This window comes from Intestinibaculum porci, assembly GCF_003925875.1.
Classification (GTDB): domain Bacteria; phylum Bacillota_I; class Bacilli_A; order Erysipelotrichales; family Coprobacillaceae; genus Intestinibaculum; species Intestinibaculum porci.
Genome location: NZ_AP019309.1, coordinates 1,978,426 through 1,993,820 on the forward strand (window position 1 = coordinate 1,978,426; position 15,395 = coordinate 1,993,820).

The 15,395-nt window shown below is 37.2% G+C and carries 13 protein-coding genes and 1 pseudogene; 9 read left to right on the top strand and 5 right to left on the bottom strand.

All coding sequences use genetic code 11. From position 1 onward, the window contains the following. Positions 1 to 226 precede the first annotated feature (226 nt). The 3 genes from SG0102_RS09590 to SG0102_RS09600 form a co-directional block, all read right to left on the bottom strand. Positions 227 to 781 (bottom strand): DUF3793 family protein, encoded by a 555-nt coding sequence (locus SG0102_RS09590; protein ID WP_125119721.1) that lies wholly within the window; start codon positions 779 to 781, stop codon positions 227 to 229. A gap of 3 nt (positions 782 to 784) precedes the next feature. Next, complete coding sequence (gene nrdI, locus SG0102_RS09595) at positions 785 to 1,135, bottom strand: class Ib ribonucleoside-diphosphate reductase assembly flavoprotein NrdI (protein WP_125119722.1); 351 nt, start codon at positions 1,133 to 1,135, stop codon at positions 785 to 787. Between the two features lie 101 nt (positions 1,136 to 1,236). Then, the gene (locus tag SG0102_RS09600) at positions 1,237 to 1,860 is read right to left on the bottom strand and encodes a hypothetical protein (protein ID WP_125119723.1); all 624 of its coding nucleotides are present in this window, start codon (positions 1,858 to 1,860) and stop codon (positions 1,237 to 1,239) included. 1,070 nt (positions 1,861 to 2,930) lie between these two features. Between SG0102_RS09600 and SG0102_RS09605 the strand changes: the two genes are divergently transcribed. From SG0102_RS09605 to SG0102_RS09645, 9 genes are all read left to right on the top strand, one after another. Beyond that, on the top strand, positions 2,931 to 3,809 hold the full coding sequence (locus SG0102_RS09605; protein ID WP_125119724.1) for a DDE-type integrase/transposase/recombinase: 879 nt from the start codon (positions 2,931 to 2,933) through the stop codon (positions 3,807 to 3,809). A gap of 395 nt (positions 3,810 to 4,204) precedes the next feature. Beyond that, positions 4,205 to 5,848: a tyrosine-type recombinase/integrase gene (locus tag SG0102_RS09610; RefSeq protein ID WP_157983020.1), complete on the top strand. Its 1,644-nt coding sequence runs from the start codon at positions 4,205 to 4,207 to the stop codon at positions 5,846 to 5,848. Continuing rightward, complete coding sequence (locus tag SG0102_RS09615) at positions 5,845 to 6,786, top strand: tyrosine-type recombinase/integrase (RefSeq protein WP_125119726.1); 942 nt, start codon at positions 5,845 to 5,847, stop codon at positions 6,784 to 6,786. The genes SG0102_RS09610 and SG0102_RS09615 overlap by 4 nt, the downstream gene beginning before the upstream one ends. Next, positions 6,776 to 7,789, top strand: coding sequence for a tyrosine-type recombinase/integrase (locus SG0102_RS09620; RefSeq protein WP_125119727.1), 1,014 nt, complete (start codon positions 6,776 to 6,778; stop codon positions 7,787 to 7,789). Before SG0102_RS09615 ends, SG0102_RS09620 begins: the two co-directional genes overlap by 11 nt. Positions 7,790 to 8,125: 336 nt before the next feature. Further along, complete coding sequence (locus SG0102_RS09625; protein WP_125119728.1) at positions 8,126 to 8,449, top strand: Mu transposase C-terminal domain-containing protein; 324 nt, start codon at positions 8,126 to 8,128, stop codon at positions 8,447 to 8,449. Between the two features lie 17 nt (positions 8,450 to 8,466). Next, complete coding sequence (locus SG0102_RS09630; protein ID WP_125119729.1) at positions 8,467 to 8,892, top strand: ATP-binding protein; 426 nt, start codon at positions 8,467 to 8,469, stop codon at positions 8,890 to 8,892. 119 nt (positions 8,893 to 9,011) lie between these two features. Then, positions 9,012 to 10,571: a transposase gene (locus tag SG0102_RS09635; protein WP_125118273.1), complete on the top strand. Its 1,560-nt coding sequence runs from the start codon at positions 9,012 to 9,014 to the stop codon at positions 10,569 to 10,571. A gap of 38 nt (positions 10,572 to 10,609) precedes the next feature. After that, the gene (locus SG0102_RS09640; RefSeq protein ID WP_269461217.1) at positions 10,610 to 11,035 is read left to right on the top strand and encodes an AAA family ATPase; all 426 of its coding nucleotides are present in this window, start codon (positions 10,610 to 10,612) and stop codon (positions 11,033 to 11,035) included. Between the two features lie 63 nt (positions 11,036 to 11,098). Continuing rightward, complete coding sequence (locus SG0102_RS09645; RefSeq protein WP_125119731.1) at positions 11,099 to 11,284, top strand: hypothetical protein; 186 nt, start codon at positions 11,099 to 11,101, stop codon at positions 11,282 to 11,284. A gap of 547 nt (positions 11,285 to 11,831) precedes the next feature. Here SG0102_RS09645 and ltrA read toward each other — a convergent pair. Beyond that, a pseudogene (ltrA, locus tag SG0102_RS09650) lies at positions 11,832 to 13,088 on the bottom strand (group II intron reverse transcriptase/maturase); the annotation flags it as partial. A 434-nt stretch (positions 13,089 to 13,522) separates the two neighbouring features. Further along, complete coding sequence (gene tnpC / locus SG0102_RS09655; RefSeq protein ID WP_157982939.1) at positions 13,523 to 15,379, bottom strand: IS66 family transposase; 1,857 nt, start codon at positions 15,377 to 15,379, stop codon at positions 13,523 to 13,525. Positions 15,380 to 15,395: the final 16 nt, after the last annotated feature.

The window sequence follows — 15,395 nt, forward strand, 5'->3', positions numbered from 1 at the left end:
ATCAATTTACTTAGGATAAAGCTAAATGAGCAAAATCAAAAAAACAGACCATGAGAATTGGATCATGTTTCGCATTCTCACAGTCTGAAACTTTGGTTAACTGAATAGCCGGTCTCAGCTTTTTCAGATCATTCGTCGCAATTTCAGCTTAATTGAATGACATTGTCATAATGATGGCCTTTTGAAAATACATGGAAGTTTATTAAGTGAATGAGTCATAAGCGAGTTAGATGAGGACATCAGCGAGATCACATCCGTGAGATAGTTTATATTTCAGATAAGTTTTTGCGCAGTCATATTTATTAAAGGTTTTAAGAGCATTTCTCAAATGGCCATACACCTTCCAGTAGCCAATGTAAATTGCTTCTTCACGCTTCATGAAATGGATCACATCATCAAGCGGATAACCAAGAAAAAGACCTATTTCGTGTGGGAATTGATTACTATTAATTTTTCTTTTGAGGATACCGAGTGTCTGGGGGACAGTCTCTAACGGATATCCTAAGGAGTGCAATACGTCTTTCACTTGATTTCTTTGTAATAGCTTATATAATTGATCATATCGATAAACATAGATCAGCAAGCGGTCACCTGTATTTTTAAGTATCATCATGTGTAATCGGAAGTTATGTAAGTATTGGTTAAAGTATTTGATACAGGCTTGATAATTCTGGATTTCTGTCTTATTGATTGAAAAAAGCGAAGCTATTTTAATGGCACAAAGAGTCGGTGCAGCATTATTGGTTAACTTTTCCTGAAATAATAAACCATCAGTGGGCATAAACTAAGCGATCACTTTCTTGATTTGCGCAATATCATCATCGCTGCCCTCGTTTTCTACTTTGTATAAAACAGGGACACCATATTGCTCTGCAATCACACTGCCGGCACCACAGAAGGCTTCACCATAGGAAGTATCTCCAGACACCACAACACCTTTCAGATTTTTCGCATTAGCGGCTAAAAAATCATCTACTTCAACAGGTACATCTCCATACCCATCAGTATAAGTGAATAAGATATAGTCTTCATGGACTTCTTCTCCACCTGTTTCAATTTGAATCGGATCAGCAACGCCTAAACGATTGACAATCGATTCAACGTTTCCAGTTCTTGATGCATAGACAACTTTCATGTTTTTCCTCCTTCTTAAGTTAGCTTTATCTAACTCAATATGCAAACAAAACTATAAATAATTAATTTGAAAAAAGAGAAATGTCTCTCATGACATTTCTCCTATTCTTCATCGATGATCGTTTCTTCTTCATCCGTATTCATATGCAAGGTTTCTTTGATTTCATTGAGCGTCCGTTCTGGATTTCCCTCTCGACTCACAATATTGCCATTGATATCAAAGACATATTCAACACGATAATTGCTGTATTCTTCATAATTGAGTCTAAGCGTCAAGCGTGTTGATCCATTCCAGTCATTAAGATGATCAATGATCAAAGTGACATCATCATCAGGACTGTGATGTTCAGCCGTTACGGATTTATAGAGGTTCACAGCTTCATTAAACTGGGCAAGTTCGCTGCTATTTTTCTGGGCAAAAAGCTGCACGGTCGTTTGCCATTGTGTACCTAATTTTTGATAAGACGCCGCAAAAGCACTCTTACCCTTTGATGACATCAGTTTAAAATACCCCTGGAAATAGGACAACGCATCATTATACGTAGCCGCATCGACAGACCCCCAATTAAGCAGATACATGTTTGCATATTCATCATCATATCCTTTATAGGTGGGCTCAACATGAGGAATATGTTGCACTTTGATGCTTGTATCTACATTCACCTTCTCTTTTTTTACAGCTTTTTCAAACGCATCTTTATAAACCCATTTTCCTTTCTTATTCACTTTTGATAACCAGTCTCCGTCTTCAAACTCAAGGGTTCCATCTTCCGCATCTACTTCGTACCATTTTCCCTGATATTGTGGACCCGCAGAGTGTGCAATTTACTTTTAGCTCGTAAACCGCAAATTGAAACAACTTAATAGCAAGCTAATAATATAAAAAAGGTTATCATTCATGCGGTTAAGAACCGCAAATTGTGATAACCTTTAATTATTTCACTATGATATGTGATAGAATAAACATATCAATTTTTTAGAAAGGCACAGATCCTCAAAGCCTATGAGTTTGGCCGCTCAACTTTGAAGATCTAGCACACGTACATGCTACAGGAAAATAAGATTTTATTCAAGTTCTATATTCAAATTCTTAAAAATAAATCATTTAATCTTCTGGATGCTGGTATTAAAGATGTAAATAAGCTGATCTCTTTAATGGCTACTGAACCCTCATGCACCAGCGAACACAAGAGAAAACCCAGAAGAAAAAAGAAGTGCAAATGCCGTAAGCTTTCCGCAAGCTCAAAAAGATACCAAAGAAACTTAATAATGCTCGAAAATAGCAAGCAGGAACTGTATAGAATTTCAGTTCCTCTTTTGCGTTGCAAACAATGCGGATATCATGCTGTCCTGCCTTATCTTTTTATCATACCATATGAACAATATTCCATTCAGTTTATCCTTCATGTTCTGATTGATCGAATTAAATATAAGATGAAGCTTTCTGAGCTTTTTAAAAAGTATCAGATCCCTCAGACCACATTTTACAGATGGCTAAAGCAATATAAAGCCTATTACAACATTTATATACATGTAATGGATTCCTATGAGATGGACTTCCTAGATCGTGCATCATCTGATCTGTATGAACTTATGAGCAGAATTTATGCAGCTACATCATGTGCACTATTTGAAGATACTAACGCAAATTACTTCACCTGATAAAAAATCGACAATAATTTCAAAATAAATTAATAATGATATGTTTTCTACCTGCAATACCGTGGCAATAACATCCTTCTGGCAACACATATAAAATATAGATGTATTAAAAATATGAGAAGGAGGAATATATTTTGAGCGAAACAGATAAACCAAGAGGCATTTCTGCCTTGCAAGTGAGCAATGATAGTGATGTCTATCTGAGAAACAAAAGGATTGCAGAGGTTAAGTATGCCCTTATTGCGCCTGTAATCACAGAAACATTAAACGGTGAAAACCATTCGGAATATTATAAGCGCATTGAAAATCATGAGGTTGTATTTCCTGACGGAAGCGTTCATAAATTTAAGGCCGAAACTTATAAATACTGGGCATTTCTTTACAGAAAACATGGCATAGAAGGACTTATGCCAAAGCAAAGAAGTGACTTTGGAAAAACAAGAAGACTTAATAATGAAGCTAAGCTTTTTATTACTGACCAGATTGTAAAGCATCCTAAGATTACTGGACAGCTGATCTACGATCGAATGATAGAGGCAGGCATTATGTCTGAAGGCGATGTGTCTGTTGATACAGTTCAGCGATATATCAAAAAGAATGGCATTCGTGAAGATTTAAATCCGGCTAAGACGGAAAGAAGAGCCTGGGAATATGAACATGCCTGTGATGGTTATGAAGCTGATACAGCCTATACTCTTTATGTCAAAGATGAGAACGGCAAGGTGCGGAGAACCTATCTGATAGCGATTATCGATGATGCCTCCCGATTAATAGTTGGTGCTGAATTTTTCTTTAATGATAACGCCGTCAATTTTCACAAAGTGTGGAAATTAGCTGTTAAGCGCTACGGGAGAAGCAAGGTAATGATACTTGATAATGGATCAAGCTACAAGAACGCGGCGACAAAGTCTATTAGCGCACGTTTGGGAACGAAGCTTGTTTACTGCAAGCCATACACTCCCCAAGGGAAAGCGAAAATCTTATGTGGAACTTTTAATTATGTGGAAGTTTAGTGCTATGCCTGTATAGCACTGAATAATCGCTTTTTTTCTTCTGCATAATTAATAATCAGTTCATACTTATATGTTATTTAGGGACTAGATAATAATTTAAACTAAATAATATGAAAGGAGCTTTAACACATGAGCGATGACTATACACTCAAATCATAAATGAAATCAAACAAATTATAATAACATATTCTGCAAGCAGTCCTGGGCGTGTCAAGAAATATATAAGAGCAGCTGATCATATAATTATTTTCATTAATTCTGGAGGATCTCTGGATAAAGAAGGAGTAAATTCAATTCTCAAGTGCATTTCCTCTAATGATGTGATTGACTGCATCAAAAGAATCATGGGGTTCTTCTACGCATATCAGGAATACGGCTTTATTTTTCCAACCGTCATGCGTAATATTTTACAGTTTTATGAGGATCATATAACTGATCATGACGTCATGATTGTTGATGAATATTTTGAACAAAAAAATTTAACTGAACCAAGGTATAAGACTACTAAGACTAGGATTCTTGAGATGCTGTATGTTCTCAAGAATAAGTCCTGCAAATCTCTTGCCAATCTTGATTACTATGATTTTTACGATTACTATAATATGATATTTGAAATCCACAATAATACATCAGACCCTTATGACTATTTTCGGACAATCAGATTGTTTCTTGAGTACTGTGAATGCAATAATATTTTAGCTATAAAACCTTCTGTTATTTTTGATTCATATGGTCACTTATATTTCGAATTCCTTTTGAAGTTTATGAACACTAATACAATACCAAATTTCAGTCCGGATGAAGCACTTGACCCTCAGGATTATATTTCATCAGATAAAATCAAGAAACTTGCTTTGCTCTATAAATCAAACGGTTATAAAGACCATTCGCACAAATATGAATATATTTATAAATCAATCACAAGGTTCTTAGTGTTCTGTGACATGAATGACCTGTCATTTACTAAAGACGCTGCATATTACTGGGCCTACACGATCATTAGAGAATATATGTATAGCTACTCAGGTGTTGTTTATGGACTTTTATCCAAATACATTGATCTTATAAAAACAGGAAATGTTAGTTTCTCATCCCGGAAATTCATCAGGAAAAAGGCACTTGAATCATTACCTGTATGGGCAAAAGAATATGCGGAAAGCTTTATCAGATACAGAAAACGGCTTGGATATGCAGAAAATACTATTAATATGGATCGTCGCTGTATTATAAGGCTTATTGAACATGCAGTATCATATGGGATATCATCCTATGATCAAATGGATGACTCATTTCTGAAATATTTTAGCGAGAATGATCACCATCAGACTGGAGAAGGAAAAAATGCTTATCTATGCAGAACAAGAACTTTTTTCCGGTATTTAAGCGACACATTTTCATTCAAGCCTCTTTATGCGTCTGTATTCTTAAGAAACACAAGGACGGTTAAATCTCAGCCAAAGGTGCTTGATGAAGCCTTTATAAGAGCGATGGATTCCTACCAGGAAAAGCATCATGAAAGCAAGGACCTCAGAGACTATGCAATGTACCTTATTGCATTCAGAACAGGACTTAGAATTACGGACATAGTTAATTTAAAATTCAGTTCCGTATCACTTAAGGATATGACCATTTCGGTCATGCAGAAAAAAACAAAGAGAGAGATTATTACACATTTGCCTGTTGAGGTGGCTAATGCGATTTACAGATACGTAAAGATGGGACGTCCCAAATCAGATTCAGAGTATATATTTTTGTCATGTTCAGCCCCTCACAATCCATTAACCAGATCAGTAGCCGTTGGAATACTAAGAAGAATTTCCAAAAATATTGGAATGAAAAGTCCAAACGGATTCCACGTTATCAGAAAGACATTCGCTACGGATCGAATCAAGAGTGGCGTTGGTTTAAATAATACTGCGGCGGTGCTTGGGCATTCAGATACTGAGAACGTCAAAAAATATGTATCACTTGACGAAAAGAATATGAAAAAATGCCCCCTTTCGCTTGATGGCATAGAAATGGAGGAAATAATGAAATGAAAGAGACATTAAGCATTTATGGAGCATACATCAGTGAGTACATCAGCTACCGGATAAGCAACGGATTTTCAGCCTCAACTTTTGATAAGCTTTACATGTTTGACAGATTTCTTGCGGAAAAAAATTATAATCAAAAGATTCTGACTAAAGAAATAATAGATGAGTGGGATAAAAGAAGAGAAACGGAATCAAACGTGACCCAGCTTAAAAGAATATCTACAGTGCGCATCTTTTGCATCTATTTGAATTCGATTGGTGTCCAGGCACATGTATCCAGAACCTCGATAAAAGTAGTTAAGACTGTTCCTTTTGTGTTTACCCGAAAAGAAATCATTAATCTTTTTAAAGAACTGGACAAGTATTTCCGTACGAAATCACATCATTACAGATACATGATGCCAGTTTTGTTTCGGCTTATGTATACGACTGGAATGAGAGTCGGCGAAGCAGTAAGTCTTAGGCATGAACATATTGATTTAAAGAGGAATGTAATAGTTGTAGAAAATGGAAAAAACAAGCTTACCCGTCTTGTTTACATGAGCGATGATGTCAGTTCAATGATGAGTGATTACATGAAAAAAATCTTTAATGAAAAGTCCCTCTCTCAATGGCTTTTCCCAAGCACAAAGGCTGATAAGCATATCGTGAGCTCAACTGTCGCTGATTACTTCAGCAGAGTTATCCGTAAAATGGGTTACACGAACCCTGACTATCATCCTGTGCCGCATTCCTTGCGTCATTCATATTGTGTACATGTGATTGACGGATGGATCAAAAACGGCGAAAACCTCAATGAACTAATGCCATATCTTGAAAAGCAAATGGGCCACAAGAACCATAAGTCCACATGGTACTATTATCATATGGTTTATGACAGCTATGAGTGTGTTGTCACGAAGACACGCGATATCTATCCGGAGGTGAGCGATGATGGCTAAGCCTTCTCTTTCTGAACTGTTTTTTGCATATGCTACGGATTTTTTGACCGCATATCTGACAGAAAAGCTCTCAAGAAGCAGTAAGACTGCTGAAAGCTACCGTGATGCCCTAACCATCTTTCGAAGATACATCAACAGTGAATTACAAATTAGTCTTCTTAAATTCAAAACAGAAGATATAACTGTTGATCTTATTCTTGACTATAGAGATTATCTCCAAAAAAAATATGCAATTACTACGGTTAACCAGCGCATCGCTGCAATTAAGACTTATCTCAAATACATTGCTGAATGTGATACAAAATACGTGAGCATAAGCATAAAAATAGATCGCATACCATCTCTGAAAGCACCGGTTAGAATCAGACCGGTCCTTGATGATGATCTTATCAGGCGGATTATTGACGAAGCATCAAAGACAAGAAAGTCATCAAGAAATGTAATGATCATCATTCTTTTATATGATACTGCAATGAGGATTTCTGAGCTCACAAACCTGAAAATGTGCGATTTGTTTTTAAGCAATGAAGATCTTCCATATATTCATGTTCGCGGAAAGGGAGATAAGGAAAGAATTATTGTTTTGAGTGAGAGAGCAGCACAGTATCTTAATAAGTACATTAGAAAATATCATTCCAGAGGTGAGTGTGAATACCTGTTTTATACCTGTATCAAAGGAAATAATGATAAGATTTCAAATTCAACAGTTGAAAAAATGCTCGATGAAATCACTGCCCGACTGAAGGCTCAAAGAATAACTGATCTAACTTCCATACATCCTCATATGTTCAGAAGAAGCCGATCCACACATCTTTATCAGGATGGTGTACCGCTTGAACAAATAGCCCGGATTCTAGGACATGCAAATCTTGAAACAACACAGATTTATGCACAAATGTCAAAAGAAAAAATGAAAAAAATTATTGAGATTGAAAAAGATAAACTTGTTGATCCGGAATGGGATGAAGATGATGAAATTGCGAGAATGTTCGGTCTCAAATGAAGTACTTACTCTTATAATGACTGACGATGGGTCAGTCATTTTTAGCTTCCTCTAAATATTATGCGGAAGAAAAAAAGCAATTATTCAGTGCTATACAGGCATAGCATTAAACTTCCACATAATTAAAAGTTCCACATAAAATTTTTTATGTGGAAGTCTACATAAAAAATCGAAAGGTTCTTTCTCCGGGTTAGACAGCAGTGGTTAAATGCGGATAATGGGGAAGCCTACGAAAATATTGATGATCTCAATGAAAAGCTTCGCGAATGGATAGCTGTTTATAACAGGACTGAGCATGGTGGCCTGACTGGCCGTGATGATAACTGTAATACACCAATGAAGCGTTTTATGAAGGATATGCATGATATCTCCCCGCATCAGGCCGCTAATATTCGCAAGAATGAATACAACGAATGGGTTGAAAACTGCTTTCTTTATGAAGAAAAGCATAGAGTAAACGCAGACAGCAGCGTCAAAGTGATGAATATGTCATTTGATGCCCCTGCAAAGTATAGCGGCTCAATGGTGATTATTCAGTATGAGCCAGGCAACCCTGAACGCGTTTATCTTTATGATCCGGCCAACAAAGAAAAAATCAAGCTGGAAAAGACAGATAAGGTATCAAACAGCAAAAAAAGAAGAGAAGAAATTATTTACTAACGACAGGAGAAACAAAAATGGAATTTACAACTTATTACGGCATGGATTATAACCCTTTTACAAAGGAAATATCATCCAACAACTTATTTGAGTCCAACGATTATCTGCAAATGAAAAACAGGATTAATTTTCTGATTGAAAATCGCGGAATAGGCCTGTTTATGGGTGATCCGGGAATGGGCAAAACCTCATCGCTAAGAAGCGTAATTTACGGCCTTGATAAAAGCAGATATAAAATTATTTACATTTGCATGACAACTATTACGCCTTTGGACTTTTACAAGACTCTCAATGATGCACTTGGACTTGAAGATAACAGCCGAAAAGCGGTGCTCTTCAAGCAAATCCAGGAAGAGATAGCAAAGCTTTATAAGGATCACATTAACTTGAATTCCCTAGAACAGTTTTTAACTACACTGATTTCTAGATGGATTAATATATAGAATTATGTTGTTAACATCACTATAAATTGAATTTTTACATTGAAATAATTAGCACGATATAGTATAATGTAGTTATAAAGAATTAGATTTATAACTACTCATGCAAAAGAGGTGCTAATATGAAGCTCAGTTATCAGACAATTAATGGAACACTTTATGCTAAAATCCCTGGCAAATCAGTCCGCAAAAACGGCAAGATCGTTAAGCAAGGTGCTAAACATTTAGGCAAGGTTATCGATAAGGAAAACAATATCTTTTTCAATAAAGAAAGAGGCATGTTTACCTATGATCCTGAAACTGGTGAATTCGGTGAAGCTGATGAATCCTATGTATCTGATGTTCAGCCTGATAAGCGCAAAAGACAGCGTACTATTCTTGATTATGGCGATGCCTACTTCGTAGATCAGCTTATTCATCATATGGGATATGACAAAGTCATTGATGAAATCAGCTATAAAAACAAAGATACCTTATATGCAATGGTTGCCTACTATGTCATTTCCAACGCTGCTAACTGTCATGCCAATACCTGGTATGAAGGGAGCTTTGAAAGCATTCTTTATCCAAAGGCTAATCTCACATCTCAGAGAATAAGTGACTTTATGAGATCAATTGGCAAATCAGAAAATGTCCTTAAATTCTTTGAAAATCATATGAAGTGGATCAAAGAAAACATTTCGTCTGATAAAGCTATAATCATTGACAGCACAGGGCTTCCTAACAGTATTCATATGCCATTAACTGCAATCAGTAACCACAATGGGAAGGTTTCCAATGAGGCTAGAATGATTACAACACTTCAGAGAGATACAGGCTATCCCCTAATGTTTAGAATTATTCCAGGCAATATCGTTGATATGAATACACTGATCAGATCAGTAAATGTACTTGATAATTTAGGCAATATTGAAACAGACTATATTCTTAGTGATGCTGGTTATTATACCCTTGAGGATATTAATGAGCTTTATCGAGCTAACATCGATTTCCTGATGAGACTGCCTGAGAAATATAGACTATATCGTGATTTGATCAATAAATACGGTCCCGAACTAAAGCAGGAAAGAAATATGGTCAAATATAGTGATAGAGTCGTCTATATCAAACAGATCGAAGTTAGCATTGGTGATGGACATAAGGCTTATGCTTTTCTAGGATATGATCTAGATCAGGTAGATCATGAAATACATAAGTGTCTGAATAAGAGCAAAGAAATGTCAACTATGCAGATCCAAAAAAAGCTTGAATCAATGGGATATTTTGTACTGATTTCAAGTCTTCCATTCCCAATTGAAGAAGTGCTTCCTGCCTACTATACTAGACAGCTGGTTGAGCAGTACTTTGATTTAAGCAAGGGATCATCTAAGCTGACACCACTTCGCGTTCATAGCGAAGAAGCAGTAAGAGGTCACCTGTTATTATCAATGATTGCGGCAACCATTAACGTGTATATCCAAAAGAAAACAAAGAAAACTGCAACCAACCAGGAAGGCATATTCATGGGACTCAGAAATCAGAAGTGCCTCGTCTACAAGACAGTCACTTCAGTTGAAGAGCCACAAAAAAGAGCTAATGATATCTATAATGCGTTTAATATTTCATGCCCACTTTCATACACAAAAAGAGGCAGTGATTGGGTACCAAAATTTCACCTAAAAAGGCATGAAGATGAGGTGTAGTTATAAACTATACCCGGGAATTCAAGATTAATGTCATTATTGTAATAGACGAAGTGCAGTTTTTATCAAAAAAGGTTCTTCAGGAATTTACAATGCTTATGAATTTTGCATTTGATTCCGAAGATTACTGTACGCTCATCCTGGTTGGCCAGCCGATAATTGAGAAGACGCTTAGAGCTAAGGCTCTTGAGCCTTTTCGTCAGCGTATTAATATGCACTATACCCTAACGGGATTCACTGTTGATGAAGTAAAAAAATACGTTGAGGATCGTCTGGCACTTGTTCACTGCAGCAAGGAGCTCTTCACACCAGAGTCGTATCACACACTTCATTCTCTGATGCAGGGTTCGACGCGAGTGCTTAACGCAATTATAACCAAAAGCCTGATCATAGGCATGAACCATGAATGCCGTCCTATTAATACCGATGTGATTATGGAGGCAAACGAGGAAGCAAGAGTCTAAACGATATATAAAGATTATATGATCCTTATATGATGATTATATTATTCAGAAGGAGAAGCAAAAATGAGTAAAAAAAGAAAAATGGTTTCATTTTCATTAGAAGTGGAAGTTTATGAAAGACTTCATCAGTATGCGTTTGAACAGCATCAGTCAATGGCGTCACTGATTACATCGTGGATAATGAATTCAAAAATTAAAAATGAAGTGAGCTGGCGACAGCAAAGCCTGTTCGACAATGATAAAAAGTAATTAATTAAAAGCAAATACGGAGGCAAATATATGAATGAAATTGATTTTTGGGCTGTAGATAAAAAAACAAGCCAGTAAAAGCAAAAATTTATAATATGCTTTATAGCCTGTCTTTCTCATTTGATATACATACGAAAGACGAAAGCACATATACGTGCTATCTAACAAGAGAGTATTATTATTTAAATTGTGATCTGAAAAGCAGACCAGTAATAATTATTGATAATATCTATGGTGAGGTTTTTGTAGTGAAATGTATTCAGTCTCCTGAAAGGGATGCGGTTAATAAAAGAATTATATATAGCCAGACAAATAACATGGAGGTATCAACTCTGATTAGTCGAGCCATAAGCGAAATTTCCATGTACTTTCCAATGGCTTTCGATTTTGAAGAAAAAGAATATTGATAACACCATTATCTTCTTACCTTCCTACATAAATAACCAAATCTTAAAATAGAAGAACGCTTACTTTAAGCAATAGGATAGAGGGAAATTAATCCCCCTTCCATTGCACCATACGTACGGATCTCGTATATGGCGCTACATTACATTATGCACAATTTATCTAGATAGTAACTAAGGGGATTGACCAAACCTGGGCAGTCTCCTTTATCTTTCTCAAGAAATTTAGGACTTAAAATAAAATTAACAACATTACCGGTTGCATTACGGTACCATCCCAGACGCGAATTAGCTACTTTAAAGATATCATCGAATGAAAAATGACAATGCATAATCTTATTCAGATATGTAAGATGTCTAAAGATCGTTTTGGGTCTTTTCCACATTTTTAAAATGATAACCCTGATCTTGTGACGTAACCACTTGCCCAACTCAATAAGAAAGCTTTTCATCATACCAATACGGAAGTAATTAATCCATCCTCTCAGTATTTGATTGACTTTCGTAATTGTATCTGCAAGCGTGCGGGCTACAGCTCTTTTTCTCAAAAGAACCACTTTAAGCTTGTCATAAAGTCTCTTCTTTCTATCATCAGCAGGTTTACATCTCCATTGTTCTTTATAATGCAAGAACGTAAAGCCAAGAAATATACTCTTGTTGGGGCGTACAACTTTGGTTTTTGTTGCATTAACCTTCAAGAATAGCTTTCTTTCTATCCATGAGCTAATTGATTTCATCACCCGGTTTGCTGACATTTCACTTTTTACGTATACACATGTGTCATCAGCGTACCTCGAAAAATTTAATCCTCGTTGCTCTAACTCTTTATCGAGCTTATCAAGATATATATTACTGCAGATCACGCTTAAGGGTCCGCCCTGAGGCATACCCAGCGGTGTAGGTGATATTATCCCATTCTCCATCACTCCGGCTTTGAGAAAAGAACGGATAAGATGAAGAATATTCCTATCGTTCACCTTTTCTCTAATAATGGATATGAGCTTGTCCTGATTGACTGTATCAAAAAACTTCTCAATATCCAAGTCAACGACCCACTCATATCCTGCATTAAGATAACCAAGGACCTCATGGACTGCCGTATGGCAACTTCTCCCAGGTCTAAAGCCATGACTATGCTCGCTGAACAACGGCTCATAAATTTCAGACAACTGCTGAGCGACTGCCTGCTGGATAACCCTATCAACAACCGAAGGGATTCCAAGCGGTCTCTTTTTGTTGCTGTTTGGCTTTTCAATATAAACCCTCTTAACAGGAAGAGGACAGTATCTTCTTTCTCTGATTTGAGCACAGATCTCTTCTTCATGTCCAAAGAAATACAGGTCCAATTCTTCGACGGACATGCCATCAATTCCTGCTTTTCCTTTGTTATTCTTAATTTGATGGTAAGCGTTAGATTAAATATCCATAATTACAAAATTATGATAATTTAAAATCTATATAAGCATGATTTTTGATTTTAAACCGGTTACTCTCTAACTTGAATAAATATAACTTTTAATGGAAATCCCCCAGCTACTGCTGCTAACAGTGTTGCCGGGGGTGTTTAATTTGGCTAAGTTATATTAATGACATCTTATTCAGAGTATTGATTTTACTTTTTTGTTATGCCTGAAGGCTGCTGCGGGCTGGATCAGTGTAATAAAGATATAACTTCATAGTCTGATCTGCTAGCGGTACTATGTCTGGTTAGTGTTTGCATAGATTTATGATCTTTCAGCTGTCTTCAGCAGGCTGCATATTAATCGATTAAGGCAATTCTTTTTGCCCGGGATATTAATAAAACCCAAAACAAGCACTCCTAGGCCGGCGGCTGTTAAGCCGCTGGCCTGGATGTTGTGCTATTTATATTTTCTGTCATCATTGCGTGTCGTCTTTCAGCTCTTGCAGTATCCACATCAGCTTTAACTGGCATTTCAGGCTCTTCAGTGCAGAAGTCTGGTATTTTCCCTAACGGTCTGCTGAACCTCTCTTCCTCGAATTTTTGGTATTCGCTTGACCAGGGCATCATCTCATCGATATATTCGCTAATATCGACGCTGGCATGGGCAAGTGAGCTTTCGAAAAGATATTCCAGATACGTATGCGGATCGCAGCCGTTTGACTTGGCAGTTTCAATAAGCGTCATAATGATGCAGAGCGTTTCAGCGCCGCCGATGGAATAGCAGAACAGACTATTGTTTCTGACCATGGCTATATTACGAATCTTGCGTTCGCATTCACCGTTATCGATTGGAACCATTGGATCATCAAGAAACACTCTGAATGCATCCTCATGATTGAGGCTGTAGCTCACCGCATCCTCCATTTCCTCACTAAAAGTGCCGCTGCTGATATCAAGGGACTTGATATAATCAAAGTATGCATCGACAAGCGGTCTTTCGATTTCGTCTCGGACTTTAGCTCTTTCCTTGGCGGTAAGTTCTTTGGCATCATCATCAGCGCTGTAAAGATCACCGATCATATCGAGACACTTTTTTTCGGGGCTTTCCTCAAGAAGCTCTTTATCCTTTACCGCTTTAAATTTCACTTCATATGCCTTGTACAGTCTGCGTCTCAGATGCATAAAGCACCCGCCGAGTATTACATGATCCTTTTTCTCCGAAGCCAGCTTATAATAGGCGCTGTAGGCATCAGATGTCAGATGGATTGTGCCGTCGTTAAGATCCGCATAGAACTCAAGAAGGTGATCCGCTGATCTTGTCAGCTCGAAGCAGAAGACTGCCAGCGGCCGCTCTTCTTCAAATTCGCCAGTGATATGACACCATATGTAGCTTTTGCTTCCCGCATTTCTTCCGTCATTGATGACTTCCAGATAGGTTTCATCAATCTGGGTGTATGTCCGGCAGGCCATTTGTCTCATTATCTCGCTATAGACTGGCTTTAGATATCTGTCAGTGCATTTAATGACCCAGTCTGACATTATCTCTTTTGACAGGTTGATTCCCTGATATGACAGAACCCTTGACAGCCTTGCCAGGGGAACTCCCAGCACAAATTTGAAAGACATGATAAAAGCCAGCAGTGAAGGCGTAACCTTGCTCCTTAACATCAGCTTATTAACCGGCAGTGCCACTTCGCGTAAATCATTAGTATCATCATCGTCATAGACTCTGATCACTGGGCGTTTGACATATACCCTGTAGAGATTTCCTGGAATAAACATAAATTCTTCGGATATGTTCCAGCCTTTTAATGTCCATTTGCCGTAGCCGTATTCTTTATCGATACGCTCCCTGTCAAAGTCAATAATCGTTATTTCTGGTATCTGTCTGGTCTTCTTTTTCCTGTTTAGCTGCCTGCAGGCAGGTCTTTTTATTTTCCTGGATTTTTGGCTGTCATTATTATTCTGTTTTTTACCATCACAGTCGCTTTCATTCATTTCTTCCGAAAGAGGGTCGCTAAACTCATCATCGTGGATTTTGCCATTCATCTTTTCAGACTTTCTTCCAAAGCGATTCTTTTTGAGCTCATCCGTCTGATTCTGAAGTCTGGTATTCTCATGATTAAGAGTGTTAACTCTTATAACTAGATCTTCGCATTCGGCTTTAACCTTCTTAAGCTCATCGGCTGTGTAGCTGAATGTGTTTTTTAATTCATCCAGTTCGGCACGTAATCCGCAGCACTCTTCATAATATTTTAAAGCAACCGCAATCAGGTCCGCATAACTCATTTTATTCAGTTGCTGT

Coding starts and splice junctions, on each gene's coding strand:
- SG0102_RS09590 (WP_125119721.1), bottom strand. CDS start 781: ATGCCCACTGATGGTTTATTATTTCAGGAAAAGTTAACCAATAATGCT.
- nrdI (WP_125119722.1), bottom strand. CDS start 1,135: ATGAAAGTTGTCTATGCATCAAGAACTGGAAACGTTGAATCGATTGTC.
- SG0102_RS09610 (WP_157983020.1), top strand. CDS start 4,205: ATGCGTAATATTTTACAGTTTTATGAGGATCATATAACTGATCATGAC.
- SG0102_RS09615 (WP_125119726.1), top strand. CDS start 5,845: ATGAAAGAGACATTAAGCATTTATGGAGCATACATCAGTGAGTACATC.
- SG0102_RS09620 (WP_125119727.1), top strand. CDS start 6,776: ATGATGGCTAAGCCTTCTCTTTCTGAACTGTTTTTTGCATATGCTACG.
- SG0102_RS09625 (WP_125119728.1), top strand. CDS start 8,126: ATGAAGCGTTTTATGAAGGATATGCATGATATCTCCCCGCATCAGGCC.
- SG0102_RS09630 (WP_125119729.1), top strand. CDS start 8,467: ATGGAATTTACAACTTATTACGGCATGGATTATAACCCTTTTACAAAG.
- SG0102_RS09635 (WP_125118273.1), top strand. CDS start 9,012: ATGAAGCTCAGTTATCAGACAATTAATGGAACACTTTATGCTAAAATC.
- SG0102_RS09645 (WP_125119731.1), top strand. CDS start 11,099: ATGAGTAAAAAAAGAAAAATGGTTTCATTTTCATTAGAAGTGGAAGTT.
- tnpC (WP_157982939.1), bottom strand. CDS start 15,379: ATGAGTTATGCGGACCTGATTGCGGTTGCTTTAAAATATTATGAAGAG.